This is a genomic window from uncultured Brachyspira sp. (assembly GCF_910578695.1).
Lineage (GTDB): Bacteria > Spirochaetota > Brachyspiria > Brachyspirales > Brachyspiraceae > Brachyspira.
Map to the genome: position 1 here is coordinate 1 of NZ_CAJTQJ010000051.1, position 15,876 is coordinate 15,876.

The 15,876-nt window shown below is 26.2% G+C and carries 13 protein-coding genes and 2 pseudogenes; 6 read left to right on the forward strand and 9 right to left on the reverse strand.

Annotated features, from left to right (window positions below; translation table 11 throughout):
- Positions 1-257: pseudogene (locus tag QZ288_RS10745) on the reverse strand (hypothetical protein); the annotation flags it as partial.
- 302 nt (positions 258-559) lie between these two features.
- Here QZ288_RS10745 and QZ288_RS10750 point away from each other — a divergent pair.
- Positions 560-1,090 (forward strand): hypothetical protein, encoded by a 531-nt coding sequence (locus tag QZ288_RS10750; RefSeq protein ID WP_295158741.1) that lies wholly within the window; start codon positions 560-562, stop codon positions 1,088-1,090.
- Between the two features lie 68 nt (positions 1,091-1,158).
- Here QZ288_RS10750 and QZ288_RS10755 read toward each other — a convergent pair whose 3' ends face one another.
- The 3 genes from QZ288_RS10755 to QZ288_RS10765 are packed head-to-tail and all read right to left on the reverse strand — an operon-like array spanning position 1,159 to position 2,653.
- Positions 1,159-1,467, reverse strand: coding sequence for a nucleotidyltransferase domain-containing protein (locus QZ288_RS10755; RefSeq protein WP_295158743.1), 309 nt, complete (start codon positions 1,465-1,467; stop codon positions 1,159-1,161).
- A 46-nt stretch (positions 1,468-1,513) separates the two neighbouring features.
- Positions 1,514-1,927, reverse strand: coding sequence for an HI0074 family nucleotidyltransferase substrate-binding subunit (locus tag QZ288_RS10760; RefSeq protein WP_295158745.1), 414 nt, complete (start codon positions 1,925-1,927; stop codon positions 1,514-1,516).
- Between the two features lie 30 nt (positions 1,928-1,957).
- Positions 1,958-2,653 carry a YggS family pyridoxal phosphate-dependent enzyme gene (locus QZ288_RS10765; RefSeq protein ID WP_295158747.1) on the reverse strand — a complete coding sequence of 232 codons (696 nt, stop codon included), beginning with the start codon at positions 2,651-2,653 and terminating at the stop codon, positions 1,958-1,960.
- Between the two features lie 235 nt (positions 2,654-2,888).
- Here QZ288_RS10765 and QZ288_RS10770 point away from each other — a divergent pair, with 235 nt between their 5' ends.
- From QZ288_RS10770 to QZ288_RS10780, 3 genes are all read left to right on the forward strand, one after another.
- Positions 2,889-3,359: a YaaR family protein gene (locus QZ288_RS10770; RefSeq protein WP_295158749.1), complete on the forward strand. Its 471-nt coding sequence runs from the start codon at positions 2,889-2,891 to the stop codon at positions 3,357-3,359.
- On the forward strand, positions 3,356-4,051 hold the full coding sequence (tsaB, locus tag QZ288_RS10775; RefSeq protein ID WP_295158751.1) for a tRNA (adenosine(37)-N6)-threonylcarbamoyltransferase complex dimerization subunit type 1 TsaB: 696 nt from the start codon (positions 3,356-3,358) through the stop codon (positions 4,049-4,051). The genes QZ288_RS10770 and tsaB overlap by 4 nt, the downstream gene beginning before the upstream one ends.
- Before the next feature lie 144 nt (positions 4,052-4,195).
- A complete protein-coding gene (locus QZ288_RS10780) occupies positions 4,196-6,343 on the forward strand; it encodes a methyl-accepting chemotaxis protein (protein ID WP_295158753.1) in 2,148 nt (715 codons plus the stop codon).
- Between the two features lie 79 nt (positions 6,344-6,422).
- On the opposite strand, the gene mnmH is transcribed toward QZ288_RS10780, so the two are convergent.
- The 3 genes from mnmH to QZ288_RS10795 all read right to left on the reverse strand — a co-directional run bounded on the left by mnmH (position 6,423) and on the right by QZ288_RS10795 (position 8,920).
- Positions 6,423-7,451: a tRNA 2-selenouridine(34) synthase MnmH gene (gene mnmH, locus QZ288_RS10785; protein WP_295158755.1), complete on the reverse strand. Its 1,029-nt coding sequence runs from the start codon at positions 7,449-7,451 to the stop codon at positions 6,423-6,425.
- A gap of 61 nt (positions 7,452-7,512) precedes the next feature.
- Entirely contained in the window at positions 7,513-8,187 is a 675-nt protein-coding gene (locus QZ288_RS10790; protein ID WP_295158757.1) for a hemolysin III family protein, read from the reverse strand.
- Positions 8,188-8,311: 124 nt separating this feature from the next.
- On the reverse strand, positions 8,312-8,920 hold the full coding sequence (locus tag QZ288_RS10795) for a hypothetical protein (protein ID WP_295158759.1): 609 nt from the start codon (positions 8,918-8,920) through the stop codon (positions 8,312-8,314).
- A gap of 228 nt (positions 8,921-9,148) precedes the next feature.
- On the opposite strand from QZ288_RS10795, the gene ricT reads away from it, so the two are divergent.
- Both ricT and trpS read left to right on the forward strand, forming a co-directional pair.
- Complete coding sequence (gene ricT / locus QZ288_RS10800; protein WP_295158760.1) at positions 9,149-10,129, forward strand: regulatory iron-sulfur-containing complex subunit RicT; 981 nt, start codon at positions 9,149-9,151, stop codon at positions 10,127-10,129.
- 130 nt (positions 10,130-10,259) lie between these two features.
- Positions 10,260-11,270 carry a tryptophan--tRNA ligase gene (gene trpS, locus QZ288_RS10805; protein ID WP_295158761.1) on the forward strand — a complete coding sequence of 337 codons (1,011 nt, stop codon included), beginning with the start codon at positions 10,260-10,262 and terminating at the stop codon, positions 11,268-11,270.
- Between the two features lie 568 nt (positions 11,271-11,838).
- Here the strand turns inward: trpS and dnaE are convergent.
- Positions 11,839-15,525, reverse strand: a complete 3,687-nt coding sequence (gene dnaE, locus QZ288_RS10810; RefSeq protein WP_295158762.1) for a DNA polymerase III subunit alpha — start codon at positions 15,523-15,525, stop codon at positions 11,839-11,841.
- Positions 15,526-15,707: 182 nt separating this feature from the next.
- Positions 15,708-15,876 (reverse strand): annotated as a pseudogene (locus QZ288_RS10815) (IS1595 family transposase); the annotation flags it as partial.

A 15,876-nucleotide genomic window follows, 5' to 3' on the forward strand; every position in this document is an offset into this window, starting at 1 on the left:
CTGCTCTGCTCTGCTCTGCTCTGCTCTGCTCTGCTCTGCTCTGCTCTGCTCTGCTTATACTTTTCTATTTGCAAACTAGTAATATCTGATAAACTAGTATTATTCAGATATTCTCTATACCAATTTGCAGTTTCCTTAATAGCATTATCTATAGAAAATAATTCTTTCCATTTAAGTTCTTTTCTAACTAAAGAAGAATCTAATAATAATAAATTATTTTCTTTATTATGAAAATTTTGAGATTTTATATTATACATACCTTTTCCTATTATTTTTATAAAAGTTTTTGTTATATATTCAACTGTATATTCATCACCGTTATATATTGGGGCTAAATTATAACTATAATGTATATTATGTTAACTTACACATATATTTTTTTTATTTTAGCTATAATTAACTATAAACTGAATAAATATATAATACTTATTTTTTTTAATAAATTTATTAAATTTATAAATGTAATATATTAAATCTTATTATATATTGAAGTTTATTATATACTATAGTATAATAATTCATCATCAAATATAAAAATAATAATTACGGATATTTACTAATGAAAAAAATAATGCTTTTAATATTAACTTTAATAATAATACTTGCAGCCTGCCAAAATGACGGCGGATCAATATATGCTATGAGACAAAGGTATAAAAATTTTTTGAATATACTTCCTAATGATATAAAAAATGATTATACATTAAACTCTGATAAATACGGTAATATGTATAAAGAATGGATTAATGAGTTCTATACTTGGACTGATAATATACTTGATGCTGAGGCTCAGAAAGAATATGAAATATCAGCTAGAATAACACCTGATAAAATAGAATATTCTCTTGAAACTTTAACTAGTAAAGATTATGAAAGAAACTTACCTGTGGAACTTATGTATAAAGTAAAAGCTCATACAGATGAATTATCATTAAAAATAGAAGAATTACAAAAATATGAGGCTTTTTCTAATGCTATGCTTAAATTAAAAAAAGATGAAGCTGTAGAAAATTTCACAACAGAAGATACTATATTTTATTATGTTTGGAATTATTTAATAACAATAGAAAGACCTAGACGTTTTCAATAAGAAATATCATTTACAATATGCTGTATTTATAATTTATATTTATAAATATGTCAAAATAATTAAAAACACTATAAAATCTTGCTAGTAAATATAATTTCTTTTCCTAAATCTATTATTTTTCTAAAATCATCGCTTATATTATTATAATCGATAATATCCACCCTATAAGCTAAATCACTTTCTTCAAAATCATATTTTAAATTTTCTATTTCATTTATAGTCATCTTTCTATTTAAATCAACAGCCAAATCTAAATCCGAATATTTTCTATTGGTATGTTTATATCTTGAGCCGAAAGCATAAACAGTTCCTAACTTTATATTATCAGATAAAATTTTATTTATTACTTCTGCATCATTATTTGGTATAGATATCATTACTTTATTTACCTTACTTTACTTTATTTGCATTATATTATTTCCATTATCTTCTTTCCTTTAGGTTCTCTAAAAGAGCTTTAGCATATATTGGAAATTTTAAAGCATACTTCATCACTTCATTTGATAATTCATCAGAATATCTATGTGAAGTATTATTTCTTGAATTGTGAAATTCTATCCAAATTTCAACATTATCTATTAAAAAATATTCACCAGCCAGTTTAAACAATCCTTTTCTTGTAGTCTTATGCGAGGAATCTGATGAAACATTTTCATCTAACCACTTAGCCATTAATTTCCAACTGTTTTCATAAGCTATTTCAAAATTTTGTATTATTCCTGAAGATATAGTATTAACCAAATCAATATTTTTATCATCTTTATATAAATTATAAACATTAATAGATTTTTCTAATGATTTAATTGATTTTTCTAATTTTTCAAAATTTAATGACATATTAAAAAATCCTAAAATATTATAATTTTTTCAATAAGAGCCCAAAAAACTGCTTCCTATTCTTACCATATTAGAACCATGTTTTACAGCAAGTTCATAATCTGATGACATACCTATAGAAAGTATAGATAAAGTATTATTATATTTTAAATTTATATCTTTATACACTCTATTTAATTTTTCAAATTCTTCCTCTATAAGGATAGAATTTTTACTATATTCAGCCATACCCATCAAACCCTTTACCGATATATTAGACATTTTTGAAATATTATCATATACATCTATATAAGAATTAATATCAAATCCGCCTTTTTGTTCTTCATTGCTTATATTAAATTGTAATAATATATTCTGTATTTTATTATTTTTAGCCGCCTCTTTATTTATATATTCAGCTATTTCAATGGAATCTACACTTTGTATTAAGTCAGAATATTTTACTATATATTTTACTTTATTTGACTGTATTCGCCCTATGAAATGCCATTTAACATTATTTTTAAATTTCTCTATCTCCCCTACCCTATCTCTTAAACTTTGAGCCTTACTCTCAGCTAAAGGCAAATCTATGTTTAAGGATAGAAATTCCTTTATAGTTTCAATAGAAGAATATTTGCTTACTGCTATTATATTTATATCATAATCAATATTATATTTCTGCTTTATAGTATTAATATTGTTTTTTATAGTATTATATTTATTTAATATTTCATCTCTGCACATAAAATACCTGCCTTATAAATTATAAGTCTTTTAATTTTTTTTTCAATTATAAAAAATTAATAATAAAATATAATAAATTAATAATAAAAATATCAAAATTAATAATAAAAAATAAAATAATAAAGCAAAATAATAAAAATACGATTTATAATATATTGAAATTTTATATAAACTATGTTAAGTTAACATAATATACTTAGTTAACATAACTCATACAAATTATGGAGAAAGAAAAATGAGAGTTCAGGAAAGAAGAAATAGAGAAATGAATTTAAATAGCATATTAATGACATCGCAGGACGCTTCTATGATGCAGATGTCTATGAAAAATGCTGTATCATCATCTCCGTTTGCAGCAATGCTTGAAGAAGAAAAAGAAATAAAAAGATATTCCTATGAATTAAATGAATTAAAAAAGCAGATATATGATGCAGGAAATATATTAGAAAAAAGTGCCAATATGAAAGATTTTCAAAAATTTAGAGATTTAATAAGATCATTAACAGATAAATTAGTAAAAGATGCCTATAGAATAAGAGTAGTATCTTCGTATATGAAAAGAGGAAGAGAATATCAGGTTGTTTCAAAGATAAATGAAGAACTTGATTCATTATACAGATTAATAATGTCAGAACAAAAAAATCATATAGCCATAGCAAATAAGGTTATGAGGCTTAAAGGATTAGTATTAGATTTAATGTCATGAATATATTAGCATTTGATACGGTATCCAGCAGTTTCTCTATAGCATTGCAAAAAGATGAAGGCTCTGTAATTGAATATAATAAAGAAAATGTAAAAAATCATAATGAAGAAATACTTCCAGCCTTAGAAAAATTTTTTGAAGAAAATAATATTTCGCTTGAAAAAATAGATTATATAGCATTAGGAATAGGTCCTGGCTCTTTTACAGCATTAAGAATAGCATTTTCAACGGTAAAGACAATATGTTATGCTAGAAAAATACCTATAATAGGAATTTCAAGCTTAGAGGCTTTATATGAAAATATAAAAAATTTTAATGGTATAAAAGCAAGTATGATAGATGCTAGAAAAGGAAGCATTTATACTAATATATATTTTGATAATAAAAAATTAAAAGAAAATTTAGATTTAACTTATCAGGAATTCATTGATATACTCATCTCTTATATAGAAAATGAAAATAAAATAGAAAATATTACCCTATGCGGAGACGGTTTCTATAAAAATAAAGAATATTTTATAGAAAATTTGAAAAAATACAATATAAAAATTTTAGAAAATTCATTTAATATAATAAAAGCCTCAAATATCATAAAGTTATCAATACCAAAAATAAAGTCTAATAATCTTGATGATGTTTTTAATTTACTGCCGTTATATATAAGAAAAAGCGAAGCAGAAAATAAAAAATAATTAATTAAATTCTATAAAAACAGTATTTTTTATAAAAAAATATTCGATAATAGGAATAATATAAAAAATAAATATTGACTTAATAAAAGAAATATTGTTATATTGTATATAATTTTTTAAAAAATCATTTGGAGTTAAAAAATAATGAAGAAATTACAATCTTTGAAAGTGAAACTTCCATCTATTATAATACTTTTAGTCACTATTATGACAACCATTTTAGTTGTAATTCTCATCAATATAGCTGCTAAAGGAATTAGAAGTTCTGCTATATTCGGATTTGAATCAACTGCTAAAGTATATAGTAGAATGATAAATGTATGGCTAACACAGTCTATATATACATCAGAAGCCCTTGCCAAAGGATATACACAATTAACAGATTTTCTTCTGAATGAAACAGAGGAAAATAAAAATATTCTTAAAGCAAGCCTAAAAAATATAGTTCAAAACAATATCAATATAGAAGGTCTTGTAGTTTTTGATAAAAATGGGAATGCGATAGCTGATAGTTTAGATGATCAAATTGTTAATTCTCCAAATACAAGAAATTTCAGCGGTACGCCTATATGGCAGAAAATTATGGCAGGACAATCAACTGTACATAAAACAGCAGATCCTCACCCTGCTGATAAAAATAAATATGTAGTTAAAATTTTTTCGCCTATAAAAGATTCTAATGGGAATGTAATAGGTTCATTATCAACAATGTTTGACTGGTTAGGGTTTATAGATAAAGAACTAAATTTAGTAAAATCAGGAAATACAGGACACCCATTTATTATTGATACTGACAAATATGTAATTGCTGACCCTGTTCCTTCTCATGTAAGAAATGAAGTTTTAAGAAATGCTGATTTTATTAAATATGCCAGCGAAAACGAATCAGGATATTATGAATACAAATCTCCTTTTAATGGTGCAGAATCAATATGTACTTTTAATAAAGAGCCGATATCAGGCTGGTCTGTTGTTATGAGTATGGAGCAAGGAGAGTTATTTAATTATGTAAGTATTATGAAATTATATGCTTTTATCGGCACATTGATAACACTCATTGTTACATCTATAATTTTAATATTATATATGCATAGTATAACAAGTATTTTGAGAAGTTTAAGTCAAAATTTAGAAATACTTTCAAACGGAGATATTAGCTGGGATGTGCCGCAGCAATTCAAAAATAGAAAAGATGAATTTGGAGAAATGGCTGTTTCAGTTGTACATATTTTAGATAGATTAAATGAAAAAGTAAGATTAGTATATGATAATGCCTATATATTAAGAGCATCTGTTGATGAGCTTAATCAAAGCAATATAGACTTATCAAATAGAACAGAAAATCAGGCTTCAGGACTTGAAGAAACTGCTTCTTCAATGGAAGAAATTGCTTCTACAATAAAATCATCTGCTGAACATACTTTGGAAGGCAATAATATGATGATTAATTCTAAAAAAGCTATTGATGAGGCTGGAAGAGTTATTGAAGAAAGTACACAAAATATTGAAGCTGTATATGAATCAAGTTCTAAAATTAGTGCTATTACTAAAATAATTGAAAATATAGCATTCCAAACAAATATACTTGCTCTTAATGCTGCTGTTGAAGCTGCACGTGCAGGAGAACAAGGAAGAGGCTTTGCTGTTGTTGCTTCTGAAGTAAGAAACTTAGCTCAGACAACTCAAACTTCTGTTAAAGACATTACTGTATTAGTTGCTGATTCCGAAGAAAAAATTGCGGCTGCTACTGAAACTGCCAGAGAATCTAAAGAAATATTCAATAATTTAAGAATTCAAATAGAAGAAACTGCAAAAATTATGCAGGATTTAAGTGCTACCGCTATGGAACAGCAGGCAGGAGTTGATCAAGTTAATATTGCTGTAAGTCAAATGGATATGACAACTCAGCAAAATGCTGCTTTAGTAGAAGAAACTTCTGCTACTTCTGAAACTTTACTTTCTCAGGCTGAAACTTTATTATCTGCTATGGAGTTCTTCAAATTGAAGAACCATAAAAAAGAAATCAAAGTTAAAACTGAAGATAAAAAAGATTCAGATAAAAAAACTCTGCAAGAACATAAACCTGCAGCTAAAAAACCAGAATTAAAAAGCCCTGTTAAAAAAGCAGAATTGAAAAGTCCTGTTAATAATAAACCAGAGTTGAAAAGCCCTATTAAAAAGCATTATGAAGAAAAAGCACCTCAGGTTTCAAATAAAACTGTAAAAGATAATGAATTTGGAAATACATTTGATACTTCTAAAGACACTTCTGAAGGTTTTGAATCATTTTAATCTTTAAATAAAAAAGAAAAATAAAAAAGCTATGGTAATTATTTACCGTAGCTTTTTTTGTTAATATAAAAAGTTTAATTTAGATTTTACTTAAAATTAATTTAATAATATTATCAGCATCATTATCTTTGCATTCTATAGTTAATAAATTATCTCTATTTATACTAAGTTTATATGCCCTATCATAATAGTAAAGCATATTAAGTATGCATTCATATATATTTCCATTATCAAGAAACTCTAAAGACTCCTTTAATCTTTCGCCCCCCAAACGCTTTTTTATCTTTATTACAGACTCTTTCAAATCATCAATATCATATTTACCATAAGTATCAAGTATATACTGAGCCCTAAACTCCTTAGGCATATCCAAATATATTATTTTTTCAGCATTTCTCATTTTGTCGAATAAAGGCTTTGGTATTGCTCTTTTGCCTATAAGCATACTTTCATCTTCAAGCCAAATAATAGAATTAGAATCATATTTTAATAATTCATAAGATAAATTATTCTCAAATTGCTCCTGAGCGGGCTGTTCTCCTTCATTTATCCACCCGAAAGCAGAACCTTTATGCTTGGCTATTTTTTCCAAATCTACAGTATTATGTCCTAAAGATTTTAATTTATTTAATATTAAAGTTTTTTTGCTTCCTGTTTTTCCAGTAAGCAGATATACTCTATAATCTTTATTAAAAGAATCCAATACATAATTTCTATATCTCTTATACCCTCCTTTAAGTAAATAAACTTCATATCCATAGCTTGAGCATAACCAAGCAACAGATTCGCTTCGCATTCCACCTCTAAAGCAATGAATAAGTATTTTATTATCAGAATCATATTCTTTTGATATATTATCGATAGACTTGAGTATATCAGTCATTCTTACAGATACATATTCCAATCCCTTTAATACAGCCTCTTTTCTGCCTACCTGCTTATAAATAGTGCCTACATCTTTTCTCTCTTCATCATTAAACAAGTATATATTATGAGCATTCGGAATATGGGCATGATTATACTCTATAGGCGAACGAACATCTATTATAGGAAGTTTATAATTAATTTGTAATTTTAAAAATTCTTCTATATCTATAATTTTAACCATAATAACCTCATAATATTATTATGATAAATATCATATAGAAAAACTTAAAAAAGTAAAGCAGTTAATTTATAACATAACTATACAAAAACCAATAATGCGAAAAAGAGCCCATTAATACAAATATATGAAAAATATCATGAGTAAACTGTTTAGACTTATCATTATATCTTTTTCCTAATGCATATAAAAAAGCACCTATCGTATAGAATATTCCGCCCCATATAAGCCAATTCAAATGCAAAACATCAAAACTATTTATTAAAGGCTTAAAAGCAAATATGATAATCCAGCCCATAAATATATAAAGTACAAGTCTTAATACTAGACTTTTATATTTAATAATCGTATTGGATAGTATGCCTATAAAAGCACAAGACCATATAACTGATAAAATTAATATTCCGACATTTTTAGGCAGTGAAAATATGCATAAAGGCGTATAAGTTGCTGCTATAAATATATATATTCCTATATGATCGAATTTTCTAAATAACTGCTTAACTTTACCGTCTGGAAAAAAATGATATAGAGAACTAAATGTATATAGAAATATTATTCCAATGCCGTAAATTATTATTGGAATAGGATTAGAATTACTCTTTATGAGCATAAGAACAAGTCCTGCTGCCCCAAGCAAAGCACCTGCACTATGTGATACTGCAGAGTAAATCTCCCCTATTTTTTTTGGTTTTATATATTTATTTGAAACTTCATCATAAAAATAACTATTATTCATTCATTCTCCTTAATTTTTTTATATATTTTAAATTTATACATAAAAAAAATAAATGAGAATAAATAACTATATTATATAATAATAAATAGCATATTATAACTATAAACTATAAAATATAAAACATTTAATACAATTGACCAATGATTTCTAAACTATTCCAATCAATTTCATGTTCTATAGGTATAGGATAAGACAGCCAATTCACATTTATAGCTGGAACCCAATCTTTAGGAGAGCCGTATCCATTTTTGATAAGCCAATGGAATAATCTAGCCTTATAATCTTCGCCGTAGCTTTTTGCTATATATAAATTATTATCTTTTACCATTAATCCTATAGGTAAATAAATACTTCTATTTTTAAAATCTTTAGAAAAATAGTTATTAACATAAAGCATATTATTATTATTTTTTGTCAATGCATCTCTATACAAATTAAATGCAGGCAGACTTTCTACAATATAATTTTTTAATGTAGAGTTCTTATAATAAAAAGCTTCATTAGCTTCCTTCATCAAAAATAGTTTATATTTAATTTTAGTTTTATAACCATATACAAAAAAATCAATATTTCCATTTTCATCAAATCTATAAATATTTTGATAAATATCAGATGCTATTTTATTTCTTACAGAATCTTTCCAATATAATGCATTATTATTTAAATAAATTTCAGGAGAAGTTAAGCATGACAACATAGAAAAAAATAAAGGAAATAATATAAATAATTTCATAACAAACTGCAAATATATAACTATTCTATATAATATATTATATAAAATATTTATCAACTTTCTGTTAATAAAAATTATTTATTATTGATAATTCATAATTAAATAATAAATTATAATATATATTTTTTTTATTATTACAAAAAATAATACTTGCAATAATATCAACTTAAAAATAAAATGTAATAGCTTATAAATTTATAATCAATTAATAATGGAGCATAGAATATAATGATTAAAAATATAGCCCATATAAAGTTTAGGGGTTCTAATATAGCAAAATTTGAGCATCTGCATATAAATAATGTAAAAATAAAAGATTCATGTGTCATAGAAACTGATGAAGGCATAGAAATAGGACATGTGCTTAACTTTGAAGATATAGATATAGATTTATTAGAAGCAGAAAATCATTCTGAAATAACATCTAACAGCAATGAAGAAATTCAAGAAGATAATGAAAACATAAATGAAGAAGAAATATCTGAAGAATTAAAAGATATGGCTGCTGCAGAAGAAAATAACAATATAAGATTAAAAAATAATAAAAATAAAATATTTAATATTGTAAGAATAGCTGATGAAAAAGATTTAGAACAGTATAAAACTAATATGGAAGATGCATCTGAAGCATTTAAAATATGCAAAGAAAAAGTAAGCAATCATAATTTAGATTTAAAGTTAATAAGCTCATATTATTTTTTGGATAGAGCAAAACTATTATTTGAATTTATTGCTGAAGAGAGAATAGATTTTAGAGAATTAGTTAAAGATTTAGCTGCACATTTCAAAACAAGAATAGAATTAAGACAAATAGGCGTAAGAGATGAGGCAAGATCTATAGGCGGATGCGGAATATGCGGAAGAGAATTATGCTGTAAAGTTATAAAAGGAAAATTTGAAACTATAACAATAAAAATGGCAAAAGAACAGGGAATGCTTCTTAATACAGTAAAAATATCAGGACAATGCGGAAGACTTATGTGCTGTTTGGCTCATGAATATAAAGCGTACTGCTCTCTTAAAAAAGAACTTCCTAAAGTAGGCACTAAATTAATATTTAATAATGTACCTGCTGTTATAAAAAATTTGAATCCATTAAGTAAAAAATTATTAATAGAAACAGAAGATAAGAGATTAATATATATAGATGTAAGCGATTTAAAAACAAGCGAAGAAGGTTTTTTGATTGCTAATATAAAAGCAGAATAAAATATCAGAGTATTTAGAATTTTTGTTATTTATAATAAAAAGTAAAACCGAAGCACTTTAGATGTTTAGTTTTATTTATTAAGTCATAAGGCTAGATAATATAGCAATAATAAAAACGGAGTTAAAAAATATGTCAAAAAAAGTTATGCTAAGCGGAATACAGCCCACTGGTTCTCTTCATATTGGAAACTATTTAGGGGCTTTAAAAAATTGGGCTGATATACTTGATGATTATTACGGATTTTTTTGCATAGTTGATTATCATGCCATAACAGTTGAATATGATGTATCTCAAATGCAAAAAAGGATAATGGATGCAGCTGTAGAATATTTAGCATCAGGATTAGACCCTAAAAAATGTTCTATATTTGTGCAATCTGATGTGAAAGCACATACTGAACTTGCTTGGATATTTAATTCGATTATTCCTGTAGCAGAACTTGAAAGAATGACTCAGTATAAAGATAAATCAAGAAAAAATGAAGAAAATATAAATGCAGCACTGCTAACCTACCCTTCTCTAATGGCTGCAGATATTTTGCTTTATCACCCTGATATTGTACCTGTAGGAGAAGATCAGGAACAGCATGTAGAACTTACCAGAATGATAGTAAGAAAGTTTAATAACAGATACGGCGAATATTTCAAAGAGCCTGATACATATCATGGAAAAGTTTTAAGAATATTAGGTTTAGACGGCAAAAATAAAATGAGTAAATCTTTGAATAATCATATATCATTATCTTTAACAGCTGAAGAAACTGAAAAGTTAATAATGCAGAAAGCTGTTACTGATACAAATAGAAAACTTAAAACTGATGCTGGAAATCCTGATATATGCAATGTTTATAGCTATCATAAAATTTTTTCAAGCGAAGAAGAAAAAAATGAAGTTTATGAAGGATGTAAGAATGCTTCTATAGGCTGCGTACAATGTAAAAGAATGCTTGCAAAAAATATAAATGATGAATTAGCACCTATTAGAGAGAATATAAATAAATATTCTAATGATAAAGATTACGTTTATGATGTATTAAAGGAAGGCGCCGAAAAAGCTTCAGAAACTGCTGAAAAAACTTTATATGAAGTAAGGGATTTAATGGGATTAATAGATAATAAAAGAAAACAATTATATTCTTAAATTAATTATTTATTGCTAATGGTTAAAGGCATACTTTCATTATGCAGTCTGTCTAATGCTGTAATATAATAAATATAATTCTTTTTAGTATCAGCTGTTTTATCATTATAAACAATAACAGAATTAGAATTAGTTCTTCTTATTTTATCTATCAGCAGTATATAATTTTTATCAATATTTTTTCTGTATAAAGCATAGTATGTAGAAGTACCCGCTATATGACAATTATATTTATCCGTTTTATATTTGCTTTCATCTTGAAAAGTTATTTTTTATATATGCATTAGTTAATCATATAGGTATAGTATTTAAATCTTTTATAGTATTCAGCCTAATATTTATAAGTTTTATCATAAACAATATTCTGATAAAAATAATCAACTGCTTTTCATAACTTTTATTAGTATCATAAGATTAAGATATTCTGTATCATTTATAATTATTTCATTTTTTTACAGCAGTATATTTATAATATCAAAAAATAAAAATATTTTTCATAAATATTATACTCTCTATTATTATATAAAAATATAATAATAATACATACAAATCAAAGATTATTTAATTTTTAAGCATACTCAATTTCTATTAAAGATCTTAAAGCACTTTTAGTCTCATCTAAAAATTTCTGATTAGGATTAACTTTATAATCTTCTCCTATCTTGAATACCTCAGTACCGTTTTCTGATTTTAATTTTAGGAAAATAGTATAATCTCCTGGGTTTGAAGATATAGCATTTTGAAGACATAATAAATCCATATCATCAAATATATTTTTATTCACATATAATGCTAACTGCTTCTTACCGCTATTAGTATGTCTTACAGCTATACTATTATTAGGTTTATTTATAAATGCTGCATTAGAAACTATATTATCAGAGCGTTTAATATCATTTTTATATTCATTTTTAAATGGATCATCATTATTTGTTTTTATATGCTTATGCTCTGAAATATTATCTCTTTTTATATTATCTCTTTTAACTTCTTTTAATGTTAGATTTTTATCTTTCAAATAAGAATCTAATAATTTAATATCAACTATATTATTATATATCTTTTCAGAAAATCTGTTTTTATCTCTTCTTCCTTTTATCAATATACCAGTATGTTCTTCAAGCATATCTTTAAATTTTTCTATTTGATTATTAGCAGTAATATAGAACATATAATCATTAAATAAATCCATAACTTTCAAAGCAATCATAGGAGTATTTTTCTTTGTTAGAGATTCTGATACTGAAAGAACAACACAAGGAAGAATGAATTCATCTTTATCTTTCAAATTATCAATATCTAATGTTGTATTAAAATATTTATAATCAATCTTACTAATATATCTTGCAAATGGATGATATCTTAATGAAAAACCTAAAACTTCTTTCTCATTTTCCATCAAAATATTATTTGAATACTCAATCTGTTTTTCTATGATTAAAGAAGCACTTCCGCTGTCATCTTCAGACATAGAATCAAAAAGCATAGTTTGACCTGATAAAGTTTCCTTTTGATAATTTGAAGCATGAGCCAATATTGCATCAAGAGAATTAAGCAATGCACTTTCAGTATGTCCGAATTCAGAGAAAGCACCGCATTTGATTAATGTTTCATAAACTTTTCTATTAACCAAATGAACATCAACCCTTTTTACAAAATCTTCTAAATTCTTAAACTGACCATTTTTTTCTCTTTCTTCCTGAATAGTTAAAGCCGCATTAAGCCCCACACCTTTTACAGCATGCAAAGCATAAACTATCTTTCCATTTTTCTGAGAAAACAAAGCATCGCTTTCAAATATATTTGCTGTAACTATATCTATATTTTTTTGTTTGATTTCATTAAGATATAAAGAAATTTTATCAGTATCAGCTATAACGGTATTAAGCAAAGCCACATAATACTCTATAGGATAATGAGCCTTTATATAAGCCTCCTGATAGGCTATTAAAGCATAGCATACAGAGTGAGATTTATTGAATCCGTATTCTGCAAAACCTTTCATAGTATCAAATAAATAAGTTAATAACTCTTTATCATATCCTCTTTCAAGTCCTCCGCTAATGAATTTTTCCTCCATAGAGTTCATTTTCTCTGCTATTTTTTTACCCATAGCTTTTCTCAAATCATCAGCTTCAGCAGCAGTAAATCCTCCTATAACTCTGCTTATAGCCATAATCTGCTCTTGATATATAAGCACTCCCTGACTTTCTTTAAGTATAGGCTCTAAATCAGGATGCTTATAAACTATTTCTTTTCTTTTATTTTTTCTATCAGCATAATCTTTATCCATTCCTGAGTTAAGAGGACCTGGACGATATAATGCTACGCTTGAAACTAAATCATCAAAAACTGTAGGCTGAATATTTATAAGCATCTGACGCATACCGGGACTTTCAAATTGAAAAATACCTCCTGTATCAGCTTTTCTAAATATTTCATAAACAGATTCATCATCTAAAGTAATATTATCTATATCTATTTCAATACTATATCTTTCTTTTATATCTTTAACAGCATCTTTTATAAGCCTCAAATTTTTAATGCCCAAAAAATCCATCTTTATAAGTCCTGCACTTTCAACATAATTCATCTCATATTGGCAGGCTCTTATTCCTGTTTTAGAATCCTGATATACAGGAGCCAAATCCATAATAGGCTTTGAAGATATAATAACACCGGCAGCATGAAGCCCTACATTCCTAACTAATCCGTCAAGTCTTGCAGATATTTCATACATATTTTTTAATTCTCTATTATTATCAATCTCTTTTCTAAACTCAGCACACTCAGGATCATCATATATATCAACTACTCTTATATTATTAGGTATTCCCTTAGCAAGTCTGTCTGCAGTAGCCAAATCTATACCCATAACACGGCAAACATCTCTTATAACAGATCGTCCGCCCAAAGCACCGAATGTAGCAATCTGAGCAACATTATCCTTGCCGTATTTTTCTTTTACATAATCTATTATTACTTCTCTTTTATCATCTTGAAAGTCTACATCTATATCAGGCATACTCTTTCTTTCAGGATTAAGAAATCTCTCAAAAAGCAAATTATAGTCCAAAGGATTAACTTTAGTAATTCCTGTAGCAAATGCAACTATTGAACCTGCTGCACTTCCTCTTCCTGGACCTACTGCAACATCATTATTTCTAGCATAATTTATAAAATCCTGAACAACAAGAAAATATCCCTCAAAACCCATCTTAGCTATAACATTTAATTCCATTTCAAGTCTGTCCATAGCCTCTTTAGGAATATTATTATTATAATATTTATTAAGTCCGTCTATACACATATTTCTAAGTGCTTCCGTTTCTGTTTCGCCGTTAGAAAGCTCATAGTTAGGCATATAATAAGTTTTTGTAATTATATTCAAATCTCTGCATTTCTCTGCTATTTTTACAGTATTTTCAAATGCTTTAGGAAGCTTAGAAAATGACTTCATCATCTCTTCTTCGCTTTTTAAATGGAATTCATTGCTTGGAAATTTATATCTTCTTGGAGAATCCAAAGTAGATTTTGTCTGTATGGCTAAAAGTATTTCATGTGCCTTAGCATCTTCTTTTGAAACATAATGAACATCATTTGTAACAACCAATTCTACATTATGATGATTTGCCAATTTATATAAAGCACTATTTAATGACTTCTCTTCTGGAATATTATGATCCTGAAGTTCTATATAAAAATCATCTTTGAAAATAGATTTATAATATTCAGCCAATTTTGAAGCCTGTTTATAATCTTTTTTTCTTATAGCTATAGGTATTTCGCCTCCCATACATGCTGAAAGACAAATTAATCCTTTATTATATTTTTCTATCAATTCATGATCAACTCTAGGGCGGTAGTAAAAACCTTCTGTATATCCGAAAGTTACTAATTTGCATAAATTATCATAGCCCTCTTTATCTTTGGCAAGCATAATAAGATGCATAGCACTTTTTTCTTCTGTGTTTTCAAGTTTTTTATCAAATCTAGTTTTAGGGGCAACATAAAGTTCGCATCCTATTACAGGTATGATTCCTTTATCCTTAGCTTCAGAAAAAAATTCCATAGCTCCGAACATATTTCCATGATCTGTTATAGCTATACCCGGCATTCCGAACTCTGCAGCTTTATCTATTAATCCTGTAATCAATCTTTTCTTCTTATCTTTTTTTGAATAAAGAGATTTTATACGGGAAGCTCCATCAAGTATTGAGTATTGTGTATGTACATGCAAATGAACAAATGACATATTAATCCCCTGTTTAATATTATTATTCTATATCATTTAACTTAAATATCAAGTCAAATTCATAAAAAATATATAAATAGTTTTTATTTATTTACTATAAATATTTACGGTATATATATTATAAATAATAAAAAAATATATACATTTTTTATTATTAAAAATTTAGGGGCTGGCACAGATAGCTAAAAAAGATCCCTTTTTGCTAAATTATATATAATTTCTAATTGCTTTTCAATATCTTTATTGTTGAATCTAAATTTACATTCTTTAATAAATAAATGAAAATGTTCTTTGTTGTATTCCATTAAATTTACGCAAATGTCTTTTAGCTTGATTCCAAAAATTCTCAAT

Coding starts and splice junctions, on each gene's coding strand:
- QZ288_RS10750 (WP_295158741.1), top strand. CDS start 560: ATGAAAAAAATAATGCTTTTAATATTAACTTTAATAATAATACTTGCA.
- QZ288_RS10755 (WP_295158743.1), bottom strand. CDS start 1,467: ATGATATCTATACCAAATAATGATGCAGAAGTAATAAATAAAATTTTA.
- QZ288_RS10760 (WP_295158745.1), bottom strand. CDS start 1,927: ATGTCATTAAATTTTGAAAAATTAGAAAAATCAATTAAATCATTAGAA.
- QZ288_RS10765 (WP_295158747.1), bottom strand. CDS start 2,653: ATGTGCAGAGATGAAATATTAAATAAATATAATACTATAAAAAACAAT.
- QZ288_RS10770 (WP_295158749.1), top strand. CDS start 2,889: ATGAGAGTTCAGGAAAGAAGAAATAGAGAAATGAATTTAAATAGCATA.
- tsaB (WP_295158751.1), top strand. CDS start 3,356: ATGAATATATTAGCATTTGATACGGTATCCAGCAGTTTCTCTATAGCA.
- QZ288_RS10780 (WP_295158753.1), top strand. CDS start 4,196: ATGAAGAAATTACAATCTTTGAAAGTGAAACTTCCATCTATTATAATA.
- mnmH (WP_295158755.1), bottom strand. CDS start 7,451: ATGGTTAAAATTATAGATATAGAAGAATTTTTAAAATTACAAATTAAT.
- QZ288_RS10790 (WP_295158757.1), bottom strand. CDS start 8,187: ATGAATAATAGTTATTTTTATGATGAAGTTTCAAATAAATATATAAAA.
- QZ288_RS10795 (WP_295158759.1), bottom strand. CDS start 8,920: ATGAAATTATTTATATTATTTCCTTTATTTTTTTCTATGTTGTCATGC.
- ricT (WP_295158760.1), top strand. CDS start 9,149: ATGATTAAAAATATAGCCCATATAAAGTTTAGGGGTTCTAATATAGCA.
- trpS (WP_295158761.1), top strand. CDS start 10,260: ATGTCAAAAAAAGTTATGCTAAGCGGAATACAGCCCACTGGTTCTCTT.
- dnaE (WP_295158762.1), bottom strand. CDS start 15,525: ATGTCATTTGTTCATTTGCATGTACATACACAATACTCAATACTTGAT.